The 20567-nt window shown below is 71.8% G+C and carries 17 protein-coding genes and 2 tRNA genes; 5 read left to right on the forward strand and 14 right to left on the reverse strand.

Annotated elements, in window-relative coordinates:
• The first annotated feature begins 48 nt into the window (after positions 1–48).
• Positions 49–315, forward strand: a complete 267-nt coding sequence (rpsT, locus tag ACFYY2_RS28420; protein WP_388748190.1) for a 30S ribosomal protein S20 — start codon at positions 49–51, stop codon at positions 313–315.
• A gap of 329 nt (positions 316–644) precedes the next feature.
• Here rpsT and holA read toward each other — a convergent pair whose 3' ends face one another.
• Positions 645–1634, reverse strand: coding sequence for a DNA polymerase III subunit delta (holA, locus tag ACFYY2_RS28425; RefSeq protein ID WP_388748192.1), 990 nt, complete (start codon positions 1632–1634; stop codon positions 645–647).
• Between the two features lie 71 nt (positions 1635–1705).
• On the opposite strand from holA, the gene ACFYY2_RS28430 reads away from it, so the two are divergent.
• The gene (locus ACFYY2_RS28430; RefSeq protein WP_388748194.1) at positions 1706–1984 is read left to right on the forward strand and encodes a hypothetical protein; all 279 of its coding nucleotides are present in this window, start codon (positions 1706–1708) and stop codon (positions 1982–1984) included.
• Positions 1985–2058: 74 nt separating this feature from the next.
• Here the strand turns inward: ACFYY2_RS28430 and ACFYY2_RS28435 are convergent, their stop codons facing one another.
• On the reverse strand, positions 2059–3012 hold the full coding sequence (locus tag ACFYY2_RS28435; protein WP_388748196.1) for an arylamine N-acetyltransferase: 954 nt from the start codon (positions 3010–3012) through the stop codon (positions 2059–2061).
• A 100-nt stretch (positions 3013–3112) separates the two neighbouring features.
• Here ACFYY2_RS28435 and ACFYY2_RS28440 point away from each other — a divergent pair, with 100 nt between their 5' ends.
• Positions 3113–3568: a pyridoxamine 5'-phosphate oxidase family protein gene (locus tag ACFYY2_RS28440; RefSeq protein WP_388748198.1), complete on the forward strand. Its 456-nt coding sequence runs from the start codon at positions 3113–3115 to the stop codon at positions 3566–3568.
• A gap of 121 nt (positions 3569–3689) precedes the next feature.
• Here the strand turns inward: ACFYY2_RS28440 and ACFYY2_RS28445 are convergent, their stop codons facing one another.
• The 5 genes from ACFYY2_RS28445 to leuS all read right to left on the reverse strand — a co-directional run bounded on the left by ACFYY2_RS28445 (position 3690) and on the right by leuS (position 12520).
• Positions 3690–5972, reverse strand: a complete 2283-nt coding sequence (locus ACFYY2_RS28445; RefSeq protein WP_388748348.1) for a ComEC/Rec2 family competence protein — start codon at positions 5970–5972, stop codon at positions 3690–3692.
• A gap of 290 nt (positions 5973–6262) precedes the next feature.
• A complete protein-coding gene (locus tag ACFYY2_RS28450) occupies positions 6263–7618 on the reverse strand; it encodes a helix-hairpin-helix domain-containing protein (RefSeq protein ID WP_388748200.1) in 1356 nt (451 codons plus the stop codon).
• 103 nt (positions 7619–7721) lie between these two features.
• Positions 7722–8567, reverse strand: coding sequence for a DegV family protein (locus ACFYY2_RS28455; RefSeq protein ID WP_388748202.1), 846 nt, complete (start codon positions 8565–8567; stop codon positions 7722–7724).
• A gap of 227 nt (positions 8568–8794) precedes the next feature.
• Complete coding sequence (locus tag ACFYY2_RS28460; protein WP_388748204.1) at positions 8795–9490, reverse strand: hypothetical protein; 696 nt, start codon at positions 9488–9490, stop codon at positions 8795–8797.
• Positions 9491–9646: 156 nt separating this feature from the next.
• Positions 9647–12520 carry a leucine--tRNA ligase gene (gene leuS, locus ACFYY2_RS28465; RefSeq protein WP_388748206.1) on the reverse strand — a complete coding sequence of 958 codons (2874 nt, stop codon included), beginning with the start codon at positions 12518–12520 and terminating at the stop codon, positions 9647–9649.
• A 483-nt stretch (positions 12521–13003) separates the two neighbouring features.
• Here leuS and ACFYY2_RS28470 point away from each other — a divergent pair, with 483 nt between their 5' ends.
• Together ACFYY2_RS28470 and ACFYY2_RS28475 are read left to right on the forward strand one after the other, a co-directional pair.
• Positions 13004–14287: a hypothetical protein gene (locus ACFYY2_RS28470; protein WP_388748208.1), complete on the forward strand. Its 1284-nt coding sequence runs from the start codon at positions 13004–13006 to the stop codon at positions 14285–14287.
• Entirely contained in the window at positions 14284–15858 is a 1575-nt protein-coding gene (locus ACFYY2_RS28475) for an NADH-ubiquinone oxidoreductase-F iron-sulfur binding region domain-containing protein (RefSeq protein ID WP_388748210.1), read from the forward strand. Before ACFYY2_RS28470 ends, ACFYY2_RS28475 begins: the two co-directional genes overlap by 4 nt.
• Before the next feature lie 70 nt (positions 15859–15928).
• On the opposite strand, the gene ACFYY2_RS28480 is transcribed toward ACFYY2_RS28475, so the two are convergent.
• The 7 genes from ACFYY2_RS28480 to nadD form a co-directional block, all read right to left on the reverse strand.
• Positions 15929–16001 (reverse strand) — tRNA-Ala (locus tag ACFYY2_RS28480).
• A 144-nt stretch (positions 16002–16145) separates the two neighbouring features.
• Positions 16146–16379: a hypothetical protein gene (locus ACFYY2_RS28485; RefSeq protein WP_327118736.1), complete on the reverse strand. Its 234-nt coding sequence runs from the start codon at positions 16377–16379 to the stop codon at positions 16146–16148.
• 424 nt (positions 16380–16803) lie between these two features.
• Positions 16804–16876: transfer RNA gene (locus ACFYY2_RS28490), tRNA-Ala, on the reverse strand.
• Positions 16877–16992: 116 nt separating this feature from the next.
• The gene (locus tag ACFYY2_RS28495; RefSeq protein ID WP_388748350.1) at positions 16993–17646 is read right to left on the reverse strand and encodes a histidine phosphatase family protein; all 654 of its coding nucleotides are present in this window, start codon (positions 17644–17646) and stop codon (positions 16993–16995) included.
• Positions 17643–18074, reverse strand: coding sequence for a ribosome silencing factor (gene rsfS / locus ACFYY2_RS28500; protein ID WP_327118734.1), 432 nt, complete (start codon positions 18072–18074; stop codon positions 17643–17645). Before rsfS ends, ACFYY2_RS28495 begins: the two co-directional genes overlap by 4 nt.
• A gap of 60 nt (positions 18075–18134) precedes the next feature.
• Positions 18135–19910: an LCP family protein gene (locus ACFYY2_RS28505; protein ID WP_388748213.1), complete on the reverse strand. Its 1776-nt coding sequence runs from the start codon at positions 19908–19910 to the stop codon at positions 18135–18137.
• Positions 19911–19929: 19 nt separating this feature from the next.
• Positions 19930–20547: a nicotinate-nucleotide adenylyltransferase gene (nadD, locus tag ACFYY2_RS28510; RefSeq protein ID WP_388748215.1), complete on the reverse strand. Its 618-nt coding sequence runs from the start codon at positions 20545–20547 to the stop codon at positions 19930–19932.
• Between the last annotated feature and the right edge of the window lie 20 nt (positions 20548–20567).

The following is a 20567-nucleotide window of genomic DNA, read 5'->3' on the forward strand; positions in this document are numbered from 1 at the left end:
GCGGCGTGGCGCACATAGAAGATCCAACGAACCTGAAAAGGCTCTTTCGTGGCGAACATCAAGTCCCAGATCAAGCGGAACAAGACGAACGAGAAGGCGCGCCTGCGCAACAAGGCCGTCAAGTCCTCGCTCAAGACCTCGATCCGCAAGGCCCGTGAGGCTGCCGCTGCCGGTGACGTCGAGAAGGCCACTGTGGCCGTCCGTGACGCGTCGCGCCAGCTCGACAAGGCTGTCTCGAAGGGCGTCATCCACAAGAACGCCGCCGCCAACAAGAAGTCGGCGCTGGCTCACAAGGTTGCCGCCCTCCAGGGCTGAGCTCTGATGTGATCGCCGGAACGGACTCGGCGGGCCCTCTCTCCCGCCCCTGACCGGCACCCCGCGCCGCACACCGAACCTGCGTTCGCCACGCGGGTGCGGCGCACCTTGCTCTGCACGAAGGCCCCGGCCGAAGTCCTCCCCAGGACGACGGCCGGGGCCTTCGTGCGTGGGGGTTCATGCGTGGGCCTTCGTGCGTGGGCCTTCATGTGTGGGGCTTCATGCGTGGGGCTGGGTGCTGGGCATGGCTGGGCGCGCGCCGGGGTGCGGGCACTGGGGCGCGGGTACGTGGTGCGCTGGTTACGTGCTGCCGGCGGGGGGCCGGGGGCTCAGCGGCCCCCGGAGCGTGCCGCGCGGGCGATGGCGACCACGGCCTTCTCCAAGGCGTACTCGGGGTCGTCGCCGCCGCCCTTGACGCCCGCGTCGGCCGCCGCGACCGCGATCAGTGCGGCGGCGACACCGTCCGGGGTCCATCCGCGCATCTGCTGGCGTACCCGGTCGATCTTCCACGGCGGCATTCCGAGCTCGCGGGCGAGATCCGCGGGCCGCCCGCCGCGGGCGGAGGAGAGCTTGCCGATCGCCCGGACGCCCTGGGCGAGGGCGCTCGTGATGAGGACGGGGGCGACACCGGTCGACAACGACCAGCGCAGTGCCTCCAGAGCCTCCGCGGCGCGGCCCTCGACCGCCCGGTCGGCGACGGTGAAGGAGGATGCCTCGGCCCGGCCGGTGTAGTAGCGGCCGACGACGGCCTCGTCGATGGTCCCCTCGACGTCCGCGACGAGCTGCGAGGCGGCGCTCGCGAGCTCCCGCAGGTCACTGCCGATGGAATCCACCAGCGCCTGGCACGCCTCGGGGGTCGCGGAGCGCCCGAGCGCACGGAACTCCGACCGGACGAAGGACAGCCGCTCGGCCGGCTTGGTGGTCCTGGGGCACGCCACTTCGCGTGCCCCGGCCTTCCGCGCCGCGTCCAGCAGCCCCTTGCCCTTGGCGCCGCCCGCGTGCAGGAGCACAAGGGTGATCTCCTCGGCAGGGGCTCCCATGTACGCCTTGACGTCCTTGACGGTGTCGGCGGAGAGGTCCTGGGAGTCGCGCACGATCACGACCTTGCGCTCGGCGAAGAGCGAAGGACTGGTCAGCTCGGCGAGAGTGCCGGGCTGCAGCTGGTCCGAAGTGAGATCGCGGACGTCCGTGTCGGCGTCGGAGGCGCGTGCAGCCGCCACCACGTGCTGCACGGCGCGGTCCAGGAGCAGGTCCTCCTGGCCCACGGCGAGCGTGACGGGAGCGAGCGGGTCGTCGGTGGAACTGCGTCTGGTGGCCATCGCGCTCCAGCATCCCACGGCCCACCGACAACGACCCCGGACGGCCGCCCGAGGGCAGGGGTGTCGGGCGCGTGCCGGAGAATGGCCGGGTGAGCGATGTGAGACATGTAGATGTGAGACATGTACTGGTACTGCCCGACCGGGATTCGGCCGAGGCGGTCGCCGAGGAGTTGCCCGACCGGTTCCCGGTCGACGAGGAGCCCCAGCTCGTGCGGGACGCGCTGGCCGGGGAGGACGACGCCGAGGACGCCCAGTGGCTGGTGGTCGTCGAGGACCCGGCAAAACGGCTGGACTCCGCGGCACTCGACGCCTTCGCCGCGGAGTACGACGGCTGGCTGGAGACGCCGTAGCCCGAACGCCCGCCGGACGCCGGACGTCGCCAGCCAGTAGCCCGAACGGCCGCAGGACGCCCCCAGCCACGCCGTCACGCTCCCGGCGCCGCCGCACGCACTTCGGGCACCCGCTCCAGCGCCACCCCGAACAGATCGAGATAGGCACGGAGTACGTCCGCGTCGGTCGCCCGCTCCTCCGTATGCCGTGTCCCGCGCACGGTGGAGACGAGTGTCCGGCCGCTGAGTGTCACCCGTCCGTCCTCGGTCAGCCGTGAGCAGACGAGGGACCGGGTGAAGCGGGACTCGGGCGAGGTGCGGTGGTACCAGGAGCCCGCCCGGAAGTCGGAGAGCGCACGCGGCCGGAGATCGAGACGGAACTGCCGGGAACCGTCCCGCGACAGGTCGAGGTCTCCTCGCGGTGCCTCCCTGAAGCGGAACGTTCCGCTCACGTCGACCTGCTCCGCGCGGGAGTCCAGGGCCAGCGGCGCCACGGCATGGTCACCGAACCCCACATCGGCGAGCCACGGGCCCGTACCGTCCTCCGTCTCCACACGCAGCGCGACATGGTCGTACGGAATACCGAGGCGCCCTCCATCGCCGAAGACCCTGGCCTGGAGCAGGGTGACCCGGAAGCCGAGACCGCGCAGCAACGCGGCGAAAGCGCCGTTGAGTTCGTAGCAGAAGCCGCCCCGGCGCTGCGTGACGATCTTGTCGACGAGTCTTTCCTCCTCCAGGACGATGTCCTCGCCCAGATGGATGGACAGGTTCTCGAAGGGCACGGTCATGAGGTGGCGGCGCTGCAGGTCCCGCAGAGCGGGCGCGTCGGCCCGGCAAGGGCGTGCCGCTTGGATGCGCTCCAGGTAGGCGTCCACACGGGCTCGGCTGAGGGCCGGACCCGCGCCGGGCGCTCCTTCGGTCGTCCTGGGGGTTCCGGGGGTTCCGGGGGTTCCGGGGGTTTCGGCGGTTCCGGGGATCTTGGCGGTTCCGGGGGTCTTGGCGGTTCCGGGGGTCTTGGCGGTTCCGGGGGTCTTGGCTGATTCGTCCATGGCGGAAGTCTGTTCCCGTGCACAGGGCGGTGCCATGAGCCGGTGGACCTAGGTCCGTCGGCCGAGGCGAGGGCGGCTGCCGGTCGCTAGCGTGGGGGCCATGACGGATCCGGCACCGGCGCGAAGCCCGGAACAGCGCAAGCATGACGTACTCCACCGCTTGGACCACGACGAGGACGTCTGGGTGGCGACGGCGTCGCACGACGGCGAGCCGTGCCTCGTACCGCTGTCGTTCGTGTGGGACGGGGGCACGCTGCTGCTGGCGACCCGGCGTACCAATCCGACCGCTGTCAACGTGACGCCCACCGGCAGGGTCAGGCTCTCCCTCGGGCACACCCGCGACGTGGTGCTGATCGAGGGTGAGGCCGAGATCGTGGAGGGCACGGAACTCCCCACCGAGTCCGGGGACGCGTTCGCCGAGAAGCTCAAGTGGGACCTGCGCGGCCGTCCCGCCTGGGTGTACCTGCGCGTCACACCGCGCGGGGTCAAGGCGTGGCGGGAGGAGAACGAGCTCAAGGGGCGCGACCTGATGACCGACGGAACCTGGCTGGTCTGACAGCACCGGCCCGCCCCAGCCGCCACGAGCCGCCTGTTCGTCACCGGCCCGCCGCACCGGACACCGTAGCCCTCCCCGTTCACGAACCGCCTGTAGCACCGGAACCCGTACCCCTTCCCGTTCATGCCCGGCCCGCCGCCGCAAGCCGCTCACCGCTTCCCGTGACCGCGATCGCACCGTCCCTGTCGGTCCGCAGGATCTCCGCCCCCGTCGCCTCGAGCGCTTCGAGCGTGCGGGGGGCCGGATGTCCGTACGGGTTGTCCGCGCCACAACTGATGACGGCGAGCCGCGGGCGGGCGCTGCGCAGCAGAGCGGGGTCCTGATGCGCGGAGCCGTGGTGGGCCACCTTGAGCACGTCGACCTGCGGCAGTGCGGGGAAGGCGCGCAACACCCCTCGCTGGGAGGGAGGTTCGAGATCCCCGAGCAGCAGCAGGGTCAGCCCTCCCGACCGGACCAGGAGGGTGACGCTGGAGTCGTTCGGCTCCTCGGTCGCCAGAGCCGGGAGCGGCCCCCGCCCGTACGCGGCCGGCCACAGCACCTGCCAGTCGACCGGGCCCGCCCTGCGCCGCTCACCCGGCACGGCCCTGATCAGCGGGATGCGCGCCGCCGCGGCCGTCCGCTTCACGAAGGCGGCCTGCTCGGGTGGTTCGTCGAGCACCGTCGTCTGGATCGCGCCGACCTCGCGGCCCCGCAGCACGCCGGGGAGACCGCGTACGTGGTCGGCGTGGAAGTGGGTCAGAAGCAGCAGAGGAACACGGGTGACGCCCAGGTCGCGCAGGCATCCGTCGACAAGGCCCGGTTCGGGGCCGGCGTCCACGACCACCCCCGAACCCTCCCCCGTGGCGAGCACCATGGCATCGCCCTGCCCGACGTCGCACAGCGCGAAGGCCCAGCCCGGCGGCGGCCATCCCGTCATGAGCCGGGTGAGCGGCACCGGTCTCCACACGGCCAGGACCAGCAGGAGCGCGGCGGCCGAGCAGATCCACGGGTGGCGTGCCAGCCGGCGGGCGGAGAGCACCAGCACGGCGGTGAGGCCGGCCAGGAGAGCGGCACCACCCCAGCCACCGGGCCAGTCCGCCTCCGCCCCGGGAAGGGCGGCCCCGGTACGGGCCACGTACGCGACCCAGCTGACGGGCCAGCCGGCCACCGTGGCCAGTCCCTCGGCCGCCGGCATCCACACGGGGGCCACGGCGAGCGCGGCGAATCCGAGAACCGTCGCAGGCGCCACCGCGAACTCGGCCAGCAGATTGCAGGGAATCGCCACGAGGCTGACGCGTGAGGCGAGAACCACGACCACAGGCGCGCAGACCGCCTGGGCGGCTCCGGCGGCCGCCAGCATCTCGGCGAGCCGGGCCGGGACCCCGCGTCGCCGCAGCGCACCGCTCCACCGCGGGGCCAGCGTGAGCAGCGCCCCCGTGGCGAGCACGGAGAGCAGGAATCCGTAACTGCGGGACAGCCACGGGTCGTACAGCACGAGGAGCAGCACGGCCGCGGCGAGTGCGGGGATCAGCGATCTGCGCCGGCCCGTCCCGATCGCGAGCAGAGTGATCAGACCGCACGCCGCCGCGCGCAGGACGCTCGGTTCGGGGCGGCAGACGATCACGAAGGCGAGCGCGATGGCCCCGCCGGTGACGGCCGTCATGCGCAGTGAGATCCCCAGCCTGGGTGCCAGCCCGCGGCGCTCGCTGCGCAGGGCCGTACCCGGTGGTCCGATGAGGAGGAAGAGCAGAACGGACAGGTTGGCACCGGAAACAGCGAGGAGATGGGTGAGGTCGGTGGCCTTGAAAGCGTCGTGCAGGTCGGGTGGGACACGGGAGGTGTCTCCGACCACGAGCCCCGGCAGCAGGGCCCGAGCGTCGGGGCCGAGCCCGTCCGTGGCCTCCCGGAGGCCGGAGCGCAGTCGCCCCGCACCGCGCTGGAGGAAGGTCGGTCCGGCGCTCGTCCTCGGTGCCTCGTCCGCGTCGGTGCCGAGCACGGCCGCGATGCGCTCGCCCTCGTGACGCGGTGGTGCGAGACGCCCGCTGATCCGAAGGCGTGTCGAGGGCAGTAACTGCCTCCAGCTCGCCGCCTCCTCGCCCGGGGCGACCATGACGAGAACCGGGGTACGGAGTGCGGTGACCCGCCCGTCGGGAGCCGTCAGCCGGGAGACCTCGGCGTCGATGAGCAGCGACGCGGGCGTGCTGTGATCGCCCTGGACGCGGGGCCGGGTCGGTCGCGGGTCGGACGTCAGGGTCACATCGGCCTCGATCCGCGCATACGCCTGTGCCAGCTCCGGGACGGGCCCGCTGCGGGAGTCCGCTCCGTGCAGGCCTCCCGCCGCCGCGCCGGCGGCGGCACACAGGAGCATTCCGGCAGCGACGGTGGCACGTGGCGTGGAGCGCCGCACACAGCCCTCGGGGGCCATCGGCTGCCCACGCGCATCGGGGCGCGACACCCGCCGTGGGCTCGCCCGCAGGGGCGGCGATCCGCCGTCCCGGCCTGTCGTGGTGCGGGACAGGCCGAGGAGGACCAGGCCCGCGCAGGCGCAGAGAACGGCTCCCGCCCCCGCCCAACGGCCGGGCACGCCCAGAGCCACCGCCGCGGCCCCCCACGCCGCCAGAGCTGGAGGCACCAGCCGGAGATCGGCCGGAGCTTCTTGCCGCGGATCGGCGGCGCCCAGCCGAGATCCCGAATCCCGGTGCACATCGGTGCTGTTCACGGTGTGACCAGGGTCCGGAGGTCCGCGAACCGGCGGTCGCCGATTCCGTTCACCTCACGGAGCTCGTCGACGGAGCGGTAGCCGCCGTGTTCGGTCCGGTAGTCGATGATGTGCTGGGCGAGGACGGGTCCCACTCCCGGCAGGGTCTCGAGCTGCTCGGCGGTGGCCGAGCCGAGACTCAGCGGCGCCACGGGACCGGTACGCCCGGACCCCGGTCCAGTGCCTGCGCCCGGTGGGGGCTGGGCGGCAGGCAGCCCCACCGCGACCTGCTCGCCGTCCGTCAGGACGCGCGCTCGGTTGAGTCCCGTGACATCCGCACCTTCACGGACACCCCCAGCCGCCCTCAGCGCGTCCGCCACACGGGAGCCGGCCGGCAGGTACTGGATCCCAGGACGGCGCACCTTCCCGCTCACGTCGACGACGATGCGACCGCCAGGAGTCGGGCCGACCGACGACCCGGCGGCCAGAGGCGAGGGATCGCCGGCACCGGGAGGGCCAGGAGTGCCCGCCTGGACGGCCGCGGCCTCGGCCACCCGTTCGGGAGCTCGCACCGTCTCGGGCCGGGCGGACCGGAAATGGGCCGCTGCGAGGATCACGGCGCCGGCCAGGATGACCCCCACCGCCGCGAGGGCACGCGGTTCCAGACCGCATCTGAGCTGTATCCACAAGGGGAGGCGGTCGCGCAGCGCAGAACCGGCCTCCCGCCACCACCATGCCCGCGCTCCGGAAGTGCGGGGCACTCCCCGGTCCGGTGGCCGGAGCGGGCCGGCGACGGCCGGAGCGGCCTGCCGGCCGGGCTCCGGGGCCGGGTCCGCCCCACGGTCCGCCGGGCGGAGGAGCCTGGTGGACACGGCCGACTCGTCCGGGCGCACGGCCCAGGAGGGGGCCGCGCGAGCCCGCCCGGTCGCGGCACTCACGCCCGCTGCCGCTTCGGTCTGAACGGAGCACCCGCCCGCTTCCGCCTCGCTTCGAAGGGAGCGCCCGGCTGCTTCCGCCTCCGTCGGCAGGGAGCGTCCGCCCGCCATCAGCGCGTCCGCCCGGAGCCGCGAGGCCGCCGCGGCCTCGGCGTCGAATCCGCGCGCGAGGCGCCTGCGCCCGTGCCGGACTCGGTGGGCGGCGCCCGGGGAGGTGCCGGCCGCACCGCCCGGGCGGACACCGGATCTGTGCCGGGCGCGCCCCGTCGGGCCCGTCCCGCGCACCGGACGCCGGTCACCGCGATGCGTGTTCGTGTCGGCGTGCCGGGACGGATGCGCGTGCACCTGTCCGATCCGGTCGGGAGCGATGCGCGCCGCGCCGCTGGGCTGCTGCGGAACGGCCGGGAGGCCGGGCGTCGGAAGTGATCGGTAGCTCATACCGCACGACGCTAGACACTTCTGCCGGAATGCGCTGAGGCGCCCCATATCCGGTGGATAACCCACCAGTTGTGGATATCATCGCCACCCGAAGGGGTGGTGTTCAGCGCGGGGAGACGACAGCGCCCAGCAGTCCGGGTCCTGTGTGCGCCCCGATGACCGCGCCGACCTCGCTGACGTAGAGATCGGCGAGTCCGGGCACCCGGGACCGCAACCGCTCCGCGAGCCGCTCGGCTCCTTCCGGCGCGGCCAGATGGTGCACGGCGATGTCCACCGCACCCGAGCCCGCCTGCTGCGCGACGATCTCCTCGAGCCGGGCGATCGCCCTGGACGCGGTCCGTACCTTCTCCAGCAGCTCGATACGGCCGCCGTCCAGCCGGAGGAGGGGCTTGACCGCGAGGGCGGAGCCCAGCAACGCCTGAGCGGCGCCTATGCGGCCGCCCCGGCGCAGGTAGTCCAGCGTGTCGACGTAGAAGTAGGCCGACGTGTCCGACGCCCGCTTCTCGGCCGCGGCGACCGCCTCGTCAGGACCGCCCCCCGCTTCCGCGGCCTCGGCGGCCGCGAGCGCGCAGAAGCCCAGGGCCATGGCCACCATGCCGGTATCGACGACTCGCACCGGCACGGGCGCGTCCTTCGCCGCGAGCAGCGCGGCGTCGTACGTCCCGGAGAGTTCGGCCGACAGGTGGAGGGAGATGACGTCGGTGGCACCGGCCTGCGCCACGGTGCGGTACGTCGCGGCGAAGACTTCCGGACTGGGCCGCGACGTGGTCACGGAGTGGCGTTTCTGCAGAGCCAGGGCCAGCGACCGGGCCGAGATCTCCGTGCCCTCCTCCAGTGCTTGATCACCCAGGACCACGGTCAGCGGCACCGCGGTGATGCCGTGCCGTTCCATCGTCCGGCGTGGCAAGTAGGCCGTTGAATCGGTGACGATAGCGACATGGCGGGACATGAGCCGGAGATTACCTTCCAGGGCGGGGGCACGGCAGCCCGGGACCGATCTACTGATCGTTTCCGCTCACCCTGCAAACATTCCTGCGTGTAACTCGGACACCCGTTGACGAGTCCGCACACACGTCGCCACTCTCGCCGCCCGTGGGGCCACCGGCTCCGGACGCCCTCCGAACGCCCCCTCAGCAGGGCGTCACCCCACGACCGGTCACCCGGCTGTCCGCCGGTTCAGTTCGTCGTCTCCGGCTTGGCCGACTTCTGCCACGGGTAGCCCGCGCCCGAGCGAGGATCCGGAGAGCCGATCGCCTGCGGTGACGGCTCGTCCGCCGGGGCAGTCCAGTGGTGCCCGGCCGCGTCACCGCTCTGCGCCTGCGGTTCCTCGGTCGTCCAGTGCCGCAGGGCTCCGGCCTCCACGTCGATCTGAGCGTTCAGCGCGGCCAGGTCGTCGTCGGCGAACTGCCTGGCCCGGTCACGCGCCGCCCAGCGCAGCGACTCCGCCGAGTGCGTGATGCGCTCGGTGCGCTCCTTCAGGCCCGGGAGCAGGGAGGCCACGGTCGCCCGGTCCGGCTCGCGCTCCAGCCGCTTGAGGTCGTGTTCGAGCTCCCGCCCATGGGCGCTCAGCCGGTGGAACAGGTTCAGCGACTCCGAGAGGGACGCGTCATCCGCAGCCCCGGCGTTCAGCGCCTCCTGGGTGGCCCTCATCGACGTCCTCAGGGCGAGTCTCAGCTGTGCGAGCTCTCCCGGTACACCCGGCTGTCCGTAGCTCTTCGCCCGCAGCGCGGTGTCCTCCACGGAACGGCGCGCCTGCGTGATCGTCCGGTCAACGCCCCGCTTGGCGGCCCGCACCGCCTTCACGCCGGCGTACACACCGAGCGCCATGAACGCGACGAACAGCAACGTCAGGATCAGGATCACGGCTTCCATGGACGCCCCTCGGTTGTCGGTTCGGCTGCCGGTGTGCGGCCCGCCCCTCCACCGTAAACGGAACGGGCAGGCCGAGGGTTCCGGAGGAACCCCCAACCTGCCCGTAGGGGAAAGCCCTGGCCGTGGGGAGAATCCCGGCCAGGAAACCCTGCGCCCCTATGCGGGGACGATGTTGACCAGCTTCGGCGCCCGGACGATCACCTTGCGGATACCGGCCCCGCCCAAGGCGGCGACGACGTTCTCGTCGGCCAGGGCCAGCGCCTCCAGCTCCTCGTCCGTGATCGACGGGGAGACCTCCAGACGCGCCCTGACCTTGCCCTTGATCTGCACCACACAGGTGACGGTCTCGTCGGCGACGTACGCGGGGTCGGCGACCGGGAAGTCCTGGTGCACGACGGACTCGGTGTGGCCCAGCCGGCGCCACAGCTCCTCCGCCACGTGCGGCGCCAGCGGTGCCACCAGCAGCACCAGTCGCTCGGCGACCGACCGCGAGAGCGGCCCGCCCGCCTTCGTCAGGTGGTTGTTCAGCTCCGTGACCTTGGCGATCGCGGTGTTGAAGCGCATCCCCGCCATGTCGTGACCGACACCGTCGATGGCCTTGTGCAGTGCCCGCAGCGTGTCCTCGCCGGGCTCCGCGTCGACGACGGTGACCTCGCCCGTCTCCTCGTCGACGATGTTGCGCCACAGGCGCTGCAGCAGCCTGTACTGGCCGACGACGGCCCGGGTGTCCCACGGACGTGAGACGTCCAGGGGCCCCATGGCCATCTCGTACAGGCGCAGGGTGTCCGCGCCGTACTCTCCGCAGATCTCGTCGGGCGTCACCGCGTTCTTCAGCGACTTGCCCATCTTGCCCAGGACGCGGCTGACCTTCTCGTCGCCGTGGAAGTAGGCCCCGTCCCGCTCCTCGACCTCGGCGGCCGGGACGGCGATGCCACGGCTGTCACGGTAGACGAAGGCCTGGATCATGCCCTGGTTGTACAGCTTGTGGAACGGCTCGGCGGACGAGATGTGCCCCAGGTCGTGCAGGACCTTGGACCAGAACCGGGCGTACAGCAGGTGCAGCACGGCGTGCTCGGCGCCGCCGACGTACAGGTCCACGCCGCCGGTCGGCAGGCCGTCGCGCGGTCCCATCCAGTACTGCTCGATCGCCGGATCGACCAGCCGCTGGTCGTTGTTCGGGTCCAGGTAGCGCAGCTCGTACCAGCAGGAACCGGCCCAGTTGGGCATGGTGTTGGTCTCGCGGCGGTAGCGCCGCGGACCGGCGCCGTCGCCCAGGTCCAGCGTGACGTTGACCCAGTCGGCGTTGCGGGACAGCGGGGTCTCGGGCTGGGTGTCGGCGTCCTCCGGGTCGAAGGTGCGCGGCGAGTAGTCCTCGACCTCGGGCAGTTCCAGCGGCAGCATCGACTCGGGCAGCGGGTGGGCGATGCCCTCCTCGTCGTAGACGATCGGGAAGGGCTCGCCCCAGTAGCGCTGACGGCTGAACAGCCAGTCGCGCAGCCTGAAGTTGACCGTGCCCTCGCCGACCCCGTGCGCCTGCAGCCACTCGGTGATCTTCGCCTTGGCCTCGACGACGCCCAGGCCGTCGAGCGAGATCTCACCGTTGGAGGAGTTGACCAGCTTCGCCTCGTACGAGGAGAACGCGTCCTCCCACGTGGAGGGGTCCAGTCCGCGGTCGTCCGACGGCTCGACGACGCAGCGCATCGGCAGCTCGAAGGCGCGCGCGAAGGCGAAGTCGCGCGCGTCGTGCGCCGGTACCGCCATGATCGCGCCGGTGCCGTAGCCCATCAGGACGTAGTCGGCGATGAAGACCGGCACCTTGTCGCCGCTGACGGGGTTGGTCGCGTAGGTCCCGGTGAAGACACCGGTCTTGTCCTTGGCCTCCGCCTGGCGCTCCACGTCGGACTTGGCCGCGGCCTGCTTGCGGTAGGCGGTGACCGCCTCGGCCGGGTTGGCGTGGCCGCCGGTCCATACCGGATGCGTGCCCTCGGGCCACGCGGCGGGGATGATCCGCTCGACCAGCTCGTGCTCCGGCGCCAGCACCATGTAGGTGGCACCGAACAGGGTGTCCTGCCGGGTGGTGAAGACGGTGATGTCGCCGGCACCGTCGACGGGGAAGTCGACGCGCGCACCCTCGGACCGGCCGATCCAGTTGCGCTGCTGCAGCTTGATGGCCTCGGGCCAGTCCAGCCCGTCCAGGTCGTTCAGCAGCCGGTCCGCGTACGCGGTGATCCGCATGTTCCACTGGCGCAGCTTCGCCTTGAAGACCGGGAAGTTGCCCCGCTCGGAGCGGCCGTCCGCCGTGACCTCCTCGTTGGCCAGCACGGTGCCCAGGCCCGGCGACCAGTTGACGGGTGCGTCCGAGGCGTACGCCAGGCGGTACTGCCCCAGGACGTCGGCACGCTCGGCGGCGCTCAGCGCACCCCATGCGCGGCCGTCCGGCAGCGGGCGCTCACCGCTCTCGAACTGGGCGACCAGGTCGGCGATCGGGCGGGCCCGGTCGGCCTCGGTGTCGTACCAGGAGTTGAAGATCTGCAGGAAGATCCACTGGGTCCACTTGTAGTACTCCGCGTCGATGGTCGCGAAGGAGCGGCGCTTGTCGTGGCCCAGGCCCAGCCGTCGCAGCTGGACCTTCATGTTCTCCATGTTGGCCTCGGTGGAGGCGCGCGGGTGGGTGCCCGTCTGTACGGCGTACTGCTCGGCCGGCAGACCGAAGGCGTCGAAGCCCAGGGTGTGCAGGACGTTGTGCCCGGTCATCCGCTGGTGGCGGGCGTAGACGTCGGTGGCGATGTAGCCCAGCGGGTGGCCGACGTGCAGGCCGGCGCCCGAGGGGTACGGGAACATGTCCATGATGAAGCGCTTCGGCTTCGCCGCCAGCCCGGAACCGTCCGCCAGGTCACCGCTCGGGTTGGGCGCCTCGTACGTCCCCTCGGCGTCCCAGAAGTCCTGCCAGCGTGCCTCGATGTCGGCGGCCATCGCTGCCGTGTAGCGGTGCGGCGCGGCCACCTCGGCCGCGGAATTCGTCTCGCTCATGATCCTCAAAGCTCCATCGATCGTCATCTGCCGGCGCCCACCGTCTACGGACACACGTCTACGGAAACGAAAAATCCCCTCGCACAGGAGGGGACGCCGCGCCGAGTCCGACCAGGCATGGTCACCGGTCGGTAGTGATCAGCGCGGCTCGCTAAGCAGAAGGCGTACGGCACGCATGGCGTCAGGGTACCGCACGGGCCCGGAGCACGGCCCGGCGGCCGTCCGGCGCACACCGCACCCCGGACCCGCTCCGACCGCGATCATGGGCACGGGACAATCACGAACCCTCCGCAGGACCTGCACAGTCCGGGGGTTACTCCGCGTACTGCCCCCTATCGGGGCAACACTTCAAACCTCGTACCGGCCAGTATGCGGCGACTTAGCATGCGGCAACGGGACCGCTTTGCCGAACCATTCGGAGTCGCCCCCATGAAGCCTCATCGCAGGATCCGCTCGTCCCCCTCCATGAGTCCGAGTCCAGGTATGAGCCGCCAGACACAGGGCGGACTGACCGTCGCGGCGCTGGTCCTCATTCCGTTGCTCGCCGTCGCCGGGAGCGACGGCATGCGCACCGCGTTCGACTTCACCACCGGCGTCCTGACGCTGGTGTCGCTCACCGCGGCCGTCGCGTGGGGCCTGCTGGCCACCGACCGGCTGTTCCTCTCGACCCGCCAGCGGCTCGTCTGCCAGGGCATCCACCGGGCCGCCGCCGTCACCTCGCTCGGCTTCCTCCTCCTGCACGGCACGGTGAAGGTCGCCCTCGGTCACGTCGGCCTGCTGGGCGCCCTCATACCCTTCGGCACGGGTGTCGGCGGCACCGCCGGTCTGATCGGCTTCGGCTCACTGGCCGGACTGCTGATGATCGTCGCCGCCGCCACCGGCGCCATGCGGAGCGCGTTCGCGACCCCCGGCAAGATCGCCGGCCGCTGGCGCGCGCTGCACGCACTGGCCTACCCGGCGTGGTGCTCCGCACTGGTACACGGTCTCTACGCGGGCCGGCAGCCGGCGACCTGGGTCGTCGTGATGTACATGCTCTGCCTCCTCGCGGTGGCGGCCGCCCTCTGTCTGCGGCTCCTCCCCGGCCCGGCGAAGAGGCTGGTCATCGAGCTGGTCACCGACCTGACCGGCTCGGCGGGCCCACCCTCGCCGTCCGACCCGGTCGTCCGCACCTCCCCGCTCCCCGGAGCGGAACACGCGCCGCCGCAGCCCCGCCGGGGCCTGCCGCCGGACGCCCCCGGCTGGGGTGACGACGACCGCGGGGTACGCGGCACCCCGGTCCGTCCCCGGACGCTGACGGCGCCGTCGTCCCCTCCGCCCGGCACACCCGGGTACGGCTCCGGGGTGTACGGCCGGGCGCCGTACGCACAGGCTCCCTCCGCGCAGCCCCTGTACGAGCAGCCGCGCTACGAGGCCCCGTCATCCTTCGAGGCGTCGTCCTTCGAGGCGCCGTCGTCCTTCGAGGCCCCGTACGAGGCACCCCCTCGTGTCGCCGACCGGCTCGGGCCCGCACCGGAGACATCGACCGGAACGCGGCCGGGCATCTCGGCCGCCTACCGGGCGGTGTCCCGGGCGTCCGCCGCCGCACGGGAGGGGACGGACACCCGCTGGCCCGCCCCCTCTCCCGCTCTCCCGTCCCAGGCACCCCCGCCCGCGCAGACCTCTTATCCGACCACCGCATCCGACCAGGAGACCGAGCAGCTGCCGGGGCCGCTCTACCCGCCCCCGGCCGGGGCCCCCTGGCACGCACCCGCAGGAGAACGACCTTGAACGTCCCCCTCCCCGATGTGCCCGAGGTCCGCGTCGTCGGCCTCCCCCAGCTGACCACCGGATTCGACCTGGTGGAACGCCTCGATCTCGCCATGCACCTGAAAGTGCACGGCCCGCTCGAACCGATGACGGGTGAGCGGCTCGCCGAGCTGGCCGAGGCCATCTCCCTGCGCGGCCGGGGCGGCGCGGGATTCCCGTTCGGGAAGAAGCTCCGCGCGGTGGCGAAGGCCTCCATACGTCGCGGGGTGAGGCCCGTCGTCGTGATCAACGGCAGCGAGGGCGAACCCGCCTGCCGCAAGGACACCGTGCTGCTCAACCGTGCTCCGCACCTCATCCTGGACGGCGCGCTGCTCGCCGCCGAAGCGCTCGGAGCCCGCACGCTGGTCGTGGCCGTCACCCGGAACTCCACGGAGATGTCCGTACGGGCCGCCCTGGCCGAACGCGGCCTGTCCGACAAGCGCGGACAGCACCTGCGGGCCCGTGTCGTGCGCACCCCCGAGCGCATGGTCTCCGGAGAGGCGTCCGCCGTCATCCGGGCGGTGAACGGCGGGCCCGCCCTGCCTCCGGGGCGCCGTGAGCGCGCGGCCGAGTCGGGCGTCGCCGGAGCCCCGACACTGCTGTCGAACGCGGAGACGTACGCCCAGCTCGCGGTCGCCGCCCGCATCGGTTCCCGTCGCTACGGGCACACGGGCCTGCACGACGAACCGGGCACGGTCCTGCTCACCGTCTCCGGGGCCGTGGCGACCCCGATGGTGGTCGAGGTGCCCACCGGAGTGCCCCTGCGGTACGTCCTGCAGCTCGCGGGAGCCCCGCCGCTGCCGCAGGGGGTCCTCACCGGCGGCTACCACGGCAACTGGATCGACGCGATCGCCTCGCACGACGCGGTGGTCTCCAGGGCCTCACTGGCGGCGGCGGGCGGTGCACTGGGCGCCGGGGCCATCCTGCCGATCGGCCCCGACACCTGTCCGATCGGCGAGTCCCTGCGGATCGCGAACTGGCTGGCCGCCGAGACGGCCGGCCAGTGCGGTCCCTGCAAGCTGGGCCTGCCGGCGGCGGCGGGCGGGCTCTCGGACGTGCTGAACGGCGGCGGGCCGGCGGCCCTGGAGGCGCTGCGGGAGGTGACCCAGGCCGTGAAGGGCCGCGGGGCCTGCAAACACCCGGACGGTTCGGCCCGCTTCCTGTCGTCCACCCTCTCCGCCTTCACGGACGACCTCGCCGCACACGTTCTGGACGGCGGCTGCGGACGCGAGACGCTCGGCGTGCTTCCGCTGCCCGCCGCCGGATACGAGGACCTGGAGGAGTCCATTCCGAGCGGGGAGAAGCTCGCCGTCGACTGGACGCTGTGCCAGGGACACGGGCTCTGTGCGGACATCGTTCCCGAACTGATCAGACTGGGCCCCGACGGCTATCCCGCGCTCGCGGACGCCGCCGTACCGATGCACCTGCGGGGCCGGGCCCAGCGAGCGGTACGGCGCTGCCCTGCGCTGGCCCTGCGCATCGAACAGGCTCCCGCCGAACGCCCCGCGCTGCCCAGCGCCCAGCGCAGGGCACTGGGCAGCGGCCGGGGCTGACCGTCCGCACGGGAGGGCCCTGGACAACGAGAAGCGGGTCATCCGATCCGGATGACCCGCTTCTTCACTGTGGAGCTAAGGAGAATTGAACTCCTGACCTCCTGCATGCCATGCAGGCGCTCTACCAACTGAGCTATAGCCCCGTGCTGTTTGCCACCCGGTTTCCCTGGCGACATCGAGAACATTACACGGTCCCCCCGGCCCATCAAAAATCGTTTCCACCGGGGCTCGATCCGGCCGGGGGCCGGCGCCCCGGCGTACGGTTCGTCCGGCTCCCGTCGCCCCCGTCAGGCGGTCGCGAAGGAGTAGAACCGCTTGAGCGTGCAGTGCTCCTCCAGGAGCCGGCCGTAGATGGGCTCCCCTTCGAGTTCGCGGTACGTCTCGATGGCGTCGCCTTTTATGATCAGCGCCCGCGCGCACTCCTCGCACCAGTACTGGAACTCCGCGTTGACGGGATCCATGTCCCTGACGATGGGCGTGCCGCTGCCGCACCAGTCGCACTTCCGCCTGTGTGCACCCATCCGGTCAGCTCCGACTGTGGCCGCAGGCCGTGCACGCGAAGGGGTTCTCCCGCGAAACGGCAGGTCCGCCGTCCGCGGTGGGGCCATGGGTCGCGGTGAGGGCAAGCAGCGGGTCGGGGACCCGTACGCGGCTCGCAGGCATCGCGCTCCCTCCCGATCGGTCCGTCGCCCCCTCCGGCGCTCCGATTCTGCCATGGCCCCGCAAGGGGGTCAGCCCGACGACGGGCCCGTCACCCGCCTTTGGCCTGAAGGAACGGCACCGCGCGAGCCGGCACAGTGCAGGGAGCGGGCCCCGGGCGCCCTGTCGCCCCTTGTGCCCAGCGGGGCAAGCCAGTTGGGGAGGTGTTCGCGCGCGTCGCCGCTGCCGCCCTGGCGCAGGACGAAAAAAAGATCCCGCCCCCTGCCGGGGACGGGATCTTGACTGTGGAGCTAAGGAGAATTGAACTCCTGACCTCCTGCATGCCATGCAGGCGCTCTACCAACTGAGCTATAGCCCCGCTGTTCGCTGTGTTTCCCTGCGTTTCCGCGCTGCGAACAAGAAGAACTTTAGCCTGCGACCAGCCGGAAAGTGAAATCCGGCCCCGACCGGCGATGGAAGGCCGCGCGGCGACCGTCAGTCGTCGTCCCCGAGCACCGGCTCGGGAAGCGTCCCGGCGTTGTGCTCGAGCAGACGCCAGCCGCGCGCGCCCTCGCCCAGGACGGACCAGCAGCAGTTCGACAGCCCGCCGAGCCCCTCCCAGTGATGGGACTCGAGTCCGAGCAGACGGCCGATGGTCGTCCGGATCGTGCCGCCGTGACTCACGACAACGAGGGTCCCCGCGTCCGGCAGCTTGCCGACGTGCTCCAGGACGACCGGCGCGGCTCGGTCGGCCACCTCGGTCTCCAGCTCGCCACCGCCCCGGCGCACCGGCTCACCGCGCTTCCACGCGGAGTACTGCTCGCCGTACTGCTCGACGATCTCCTCGTGCGTGAGCCCTTGCCAGGCACCCGCGTACGTCTCGCGCAGGGCGGAGTCGTGGGCGACGGCCAGGCCGGTGACCGCGGCGAGCTCGGCGGCCGTGGCCGCCGCCCGGCTCAGGTCGGACGCCACGATCGCGTCCGGCCCGAGCGAGGCGAGCAGCCGGGCGGCCCGGCGGGCCTGCCCGACGCCGGCCTCGGTCAGCTCGATGTCCGTGGACCCCTGGAAGCGCCGCTCCAGGTTCCACGCCGTCTGGCCGTGGCGCCAGAGGACGATCCTGCGGCCTCGGCCGCTCCTGCTGCCGTTCAGCTCTGCTCACCTTCCGTGCCGCCGTTGAGCTGGGCGTGCTCCTCGGCCTTGCCCCGGGTCTTGACCGCGTCCTCGGGAAGGGCGATCTCGGGGCAGTCCTTCCACAGTCGCTCGAGCGCGTAGAACACGCGCTCCTCGCTGTGCTGGACGTGGATCACGATGTCGACGTAGTCGAGCAGGATCCAGCGGGCGTCGCGGTCGCCCTCGCGGCGCACCGGCTTGGCGCCGAGCTCCTTCTGCAGCCGCTCCTCGATCTCGTCGACGATCGACTTGACCTGGCGGTCGTTGGGAGCCGAGGCCACGAGGAAGGCGTCGGTGATCGACAGGACGTCGCTGACGTCGTAGGCGATGATGTCGTGCGCGAGCCGGTCGGCCGCCGCCTGGGCGGCGGCGGTGATGAGCTCGATGGAGCGGTCCGTGGCGGTCACATGCAGGCTTTCGTCGGCGGTCAGATCAACCTCTAGGGTCTCACGGACCGCCGACAGCCCTTACGACGTCTGCTTCGGGATCTCGTAGTCCTGCCCGAGCAGCACGGACACGTCCGCGTTGGCGGCGGGCTTGCCCTTCTCCGCAGCGCTCTCCGGCAGGCCGAGGGTCTTCGCGACCTCGACCGCCTTCGCCTTGTCCTCCGCGGTCCCGTAGACCACCGCGGACGAGGCCGCCGTGTCCGCCGTGCCGCCGTCGACGAAGGCGTAGCCTCCGTTGACCAGCTGGACCCGGGCGCTCTCCGTGCCGCGGGTGCTGCCCGTGGCGTTCTTGATCCCCACGCGCACCGCCGCGTCCTGGTCCGGAGCCTTCACCTTGCCGCCCAGGACGTCCTTGACGACGCTCTCGGTGGCACTCTCGGTGAGGGTGCCGTCGTCCTGCACCGGCAGGAGTTCCGTCTTGTAGTCACCGACCTTGGCGTGCCCGGCGAGCTTCGCCAGCGAGGCACCGAGGTCCTGCTCCGGCAGGGACGGGTCGAGGATCTGCGCGAGCGTCTCGATGGTGACGGTCGCGGCCTTGGGGTCCTCCGAGAGCTTGCGGAGCACGCTGCGCATGACCTGCCCGAAGCGCATGAGCTGGTTGGCCTCGGGCTCGCCCGGCCCCTGGTAGGTGGCGTAGGCGACGGCCGCCTGACCGCTCAGCGTCTGGGCCTCACCCTTGCGCACCAGCGGTGAGGCGCCCTTCTCGGGGGCGGGTACGGCGGTGTCCGTGTCCACCTCGATGTTGCCGACGAGCTCGACGAGGTTCTCGAGGTACGGCGTGTCGAGCCGCCAGGTTCCGCTGATGCTGGTGCCGAGCAGGGTGTCGATCGCCTCGCGGGTCCCGCTGGAGCCGTCGTCGTCGACGGACTTGCCCAGGGTGGTGGTGGAACCGTCGTCCCCGGCCACCGCGAGGGAGTTGGGCAGAAGGACGGTGGTGCCCTTCTTGGTGGTGACGTTGTCGACGAGCAGCGCCGTGGAGGTGCCGCCCTTCTTGGTGTTGTGCAGGTGGACGACTATGACGTCCCTCTTCTGGGGGCCGGCGGTCGCGGCACTCTGCTTGTCCTTGCCCCCGACACCCGGGATCTTCCCGGCGAACCAGAGGTAGCCGGCTCCGCCGACGACCACGAGTGCCACGACGACTATCAGCGCGACCATCCGGTTGTGCCCGCGCCGCCGAGCCTCCTCGCGCCGCTCGCTCCTGCTCTCGGTGAATTTGAGCCAGTCGATGACGTCTTCGGAGTTCTCGTCGGGCTCCTCGATGAAGGAGAACTGCTCCGTGCGGTAGTCGCCGTCGGCGCGGCGCTGCCCGGGCACGCCGGGGCCCGCCTGCGGCTCCGGCTCACGCCGCTCGTCCGCCGGCGGAGCGGCCACGGGTGCGGGCGCCGGGGCGGCGGGGCCGGGCGCGGGCGGCGCGGGGGTGGTGGCCCACTGCTGGGTGGCGCCGTCCACGACGGGCTGCGTGCCGGTGTCGTAGCCGTATCCGGCGTAGCTCTGGTCGTACCCGTACCCCTGCTGGCCCTGCTGGGCCTGCTGTCCCTGCGGGGCCTGCGGGGCTTGCTGTCCCTGCTGCTGCGTGTGCTGGGCCGCGTACGGGTCGTACTGCTGCTGCGTACCGGCGTACGGGTCGTAGCCGTAGCCCTGCTGGGACTGTCCGTCCTGCTGGGTCTGCTGTTGCGTGTACGGGTCGTACTGCTGCTGCCCCTGCTGCTGGTAGACCGGCTGCCCGTACTCGTCGTAGCCGATGATCTGCGGCTGCTGCTGGTAGTACGGGTCGTACGGGTTCTGGCGGTCGGTCACAGGTGCCCCTCTCCGTGGCTCATTCGCCGCGGTACAGCTGGCGCTTGTCGATGTAGCGGACGACACCGTCCGGGACCAGGTACCAGACCGGCTCCCCTTGCGCGACCCTCGCCCGGCAGTCCGTGGACGAGATCGCCAGTGCGGGCACCTCCACCAGCGAGACACCGCCCTCGGGCAGTCCGTCGTCCGTCAGCACGTGCCCCGGCCTGGTCACACCGATGAAGTGGGAGAGCGAGAACAGCTCCTCGGCGTCCCGCCAGGTGAGGATCTGGGACAGGGCGTCGGCGCCGGTGATGAAGAACAGGTCCGCGTCGCCGTGGACCCTGCACAGGTCCCGCAGCGTATCGATCGTGTACGTCGGACCGCCACGGTCGATGTCGCTGCGGCTCACCGAGAACTGCGGGTTGGACGCGGTGGCGATGACCGTCATGAGATAGCGGTCCTCGGCCGGGGACACCTGCTTGTGGCTCTTCTGCCACGGCTGCCCCGTCGGCACGAAGACGACCTCGTCCAGGTCGAAATGGGCGGCCACTTCACTGGCCGCCACGAGGTGGCCGTGATGGATCGGGTCGAATGTCCCGCCCATCACGCCGAGTCGGCGCTTGCCGCGTCCGGTAGGCACTTCCTGCTCTCCCATGCGTGCAGACCCTACTGGCA

Origin of the sequence: Streptomyces sp. NPDC001822, assembly GCF_042892135.1 — a bacterium.
In the GTDB taxonomy this organism is placed as follows: Bacteria; Actinomycetota; Actinomycetes; order Streptomycetales; family Streptomycetaceae; genus Streptomyces.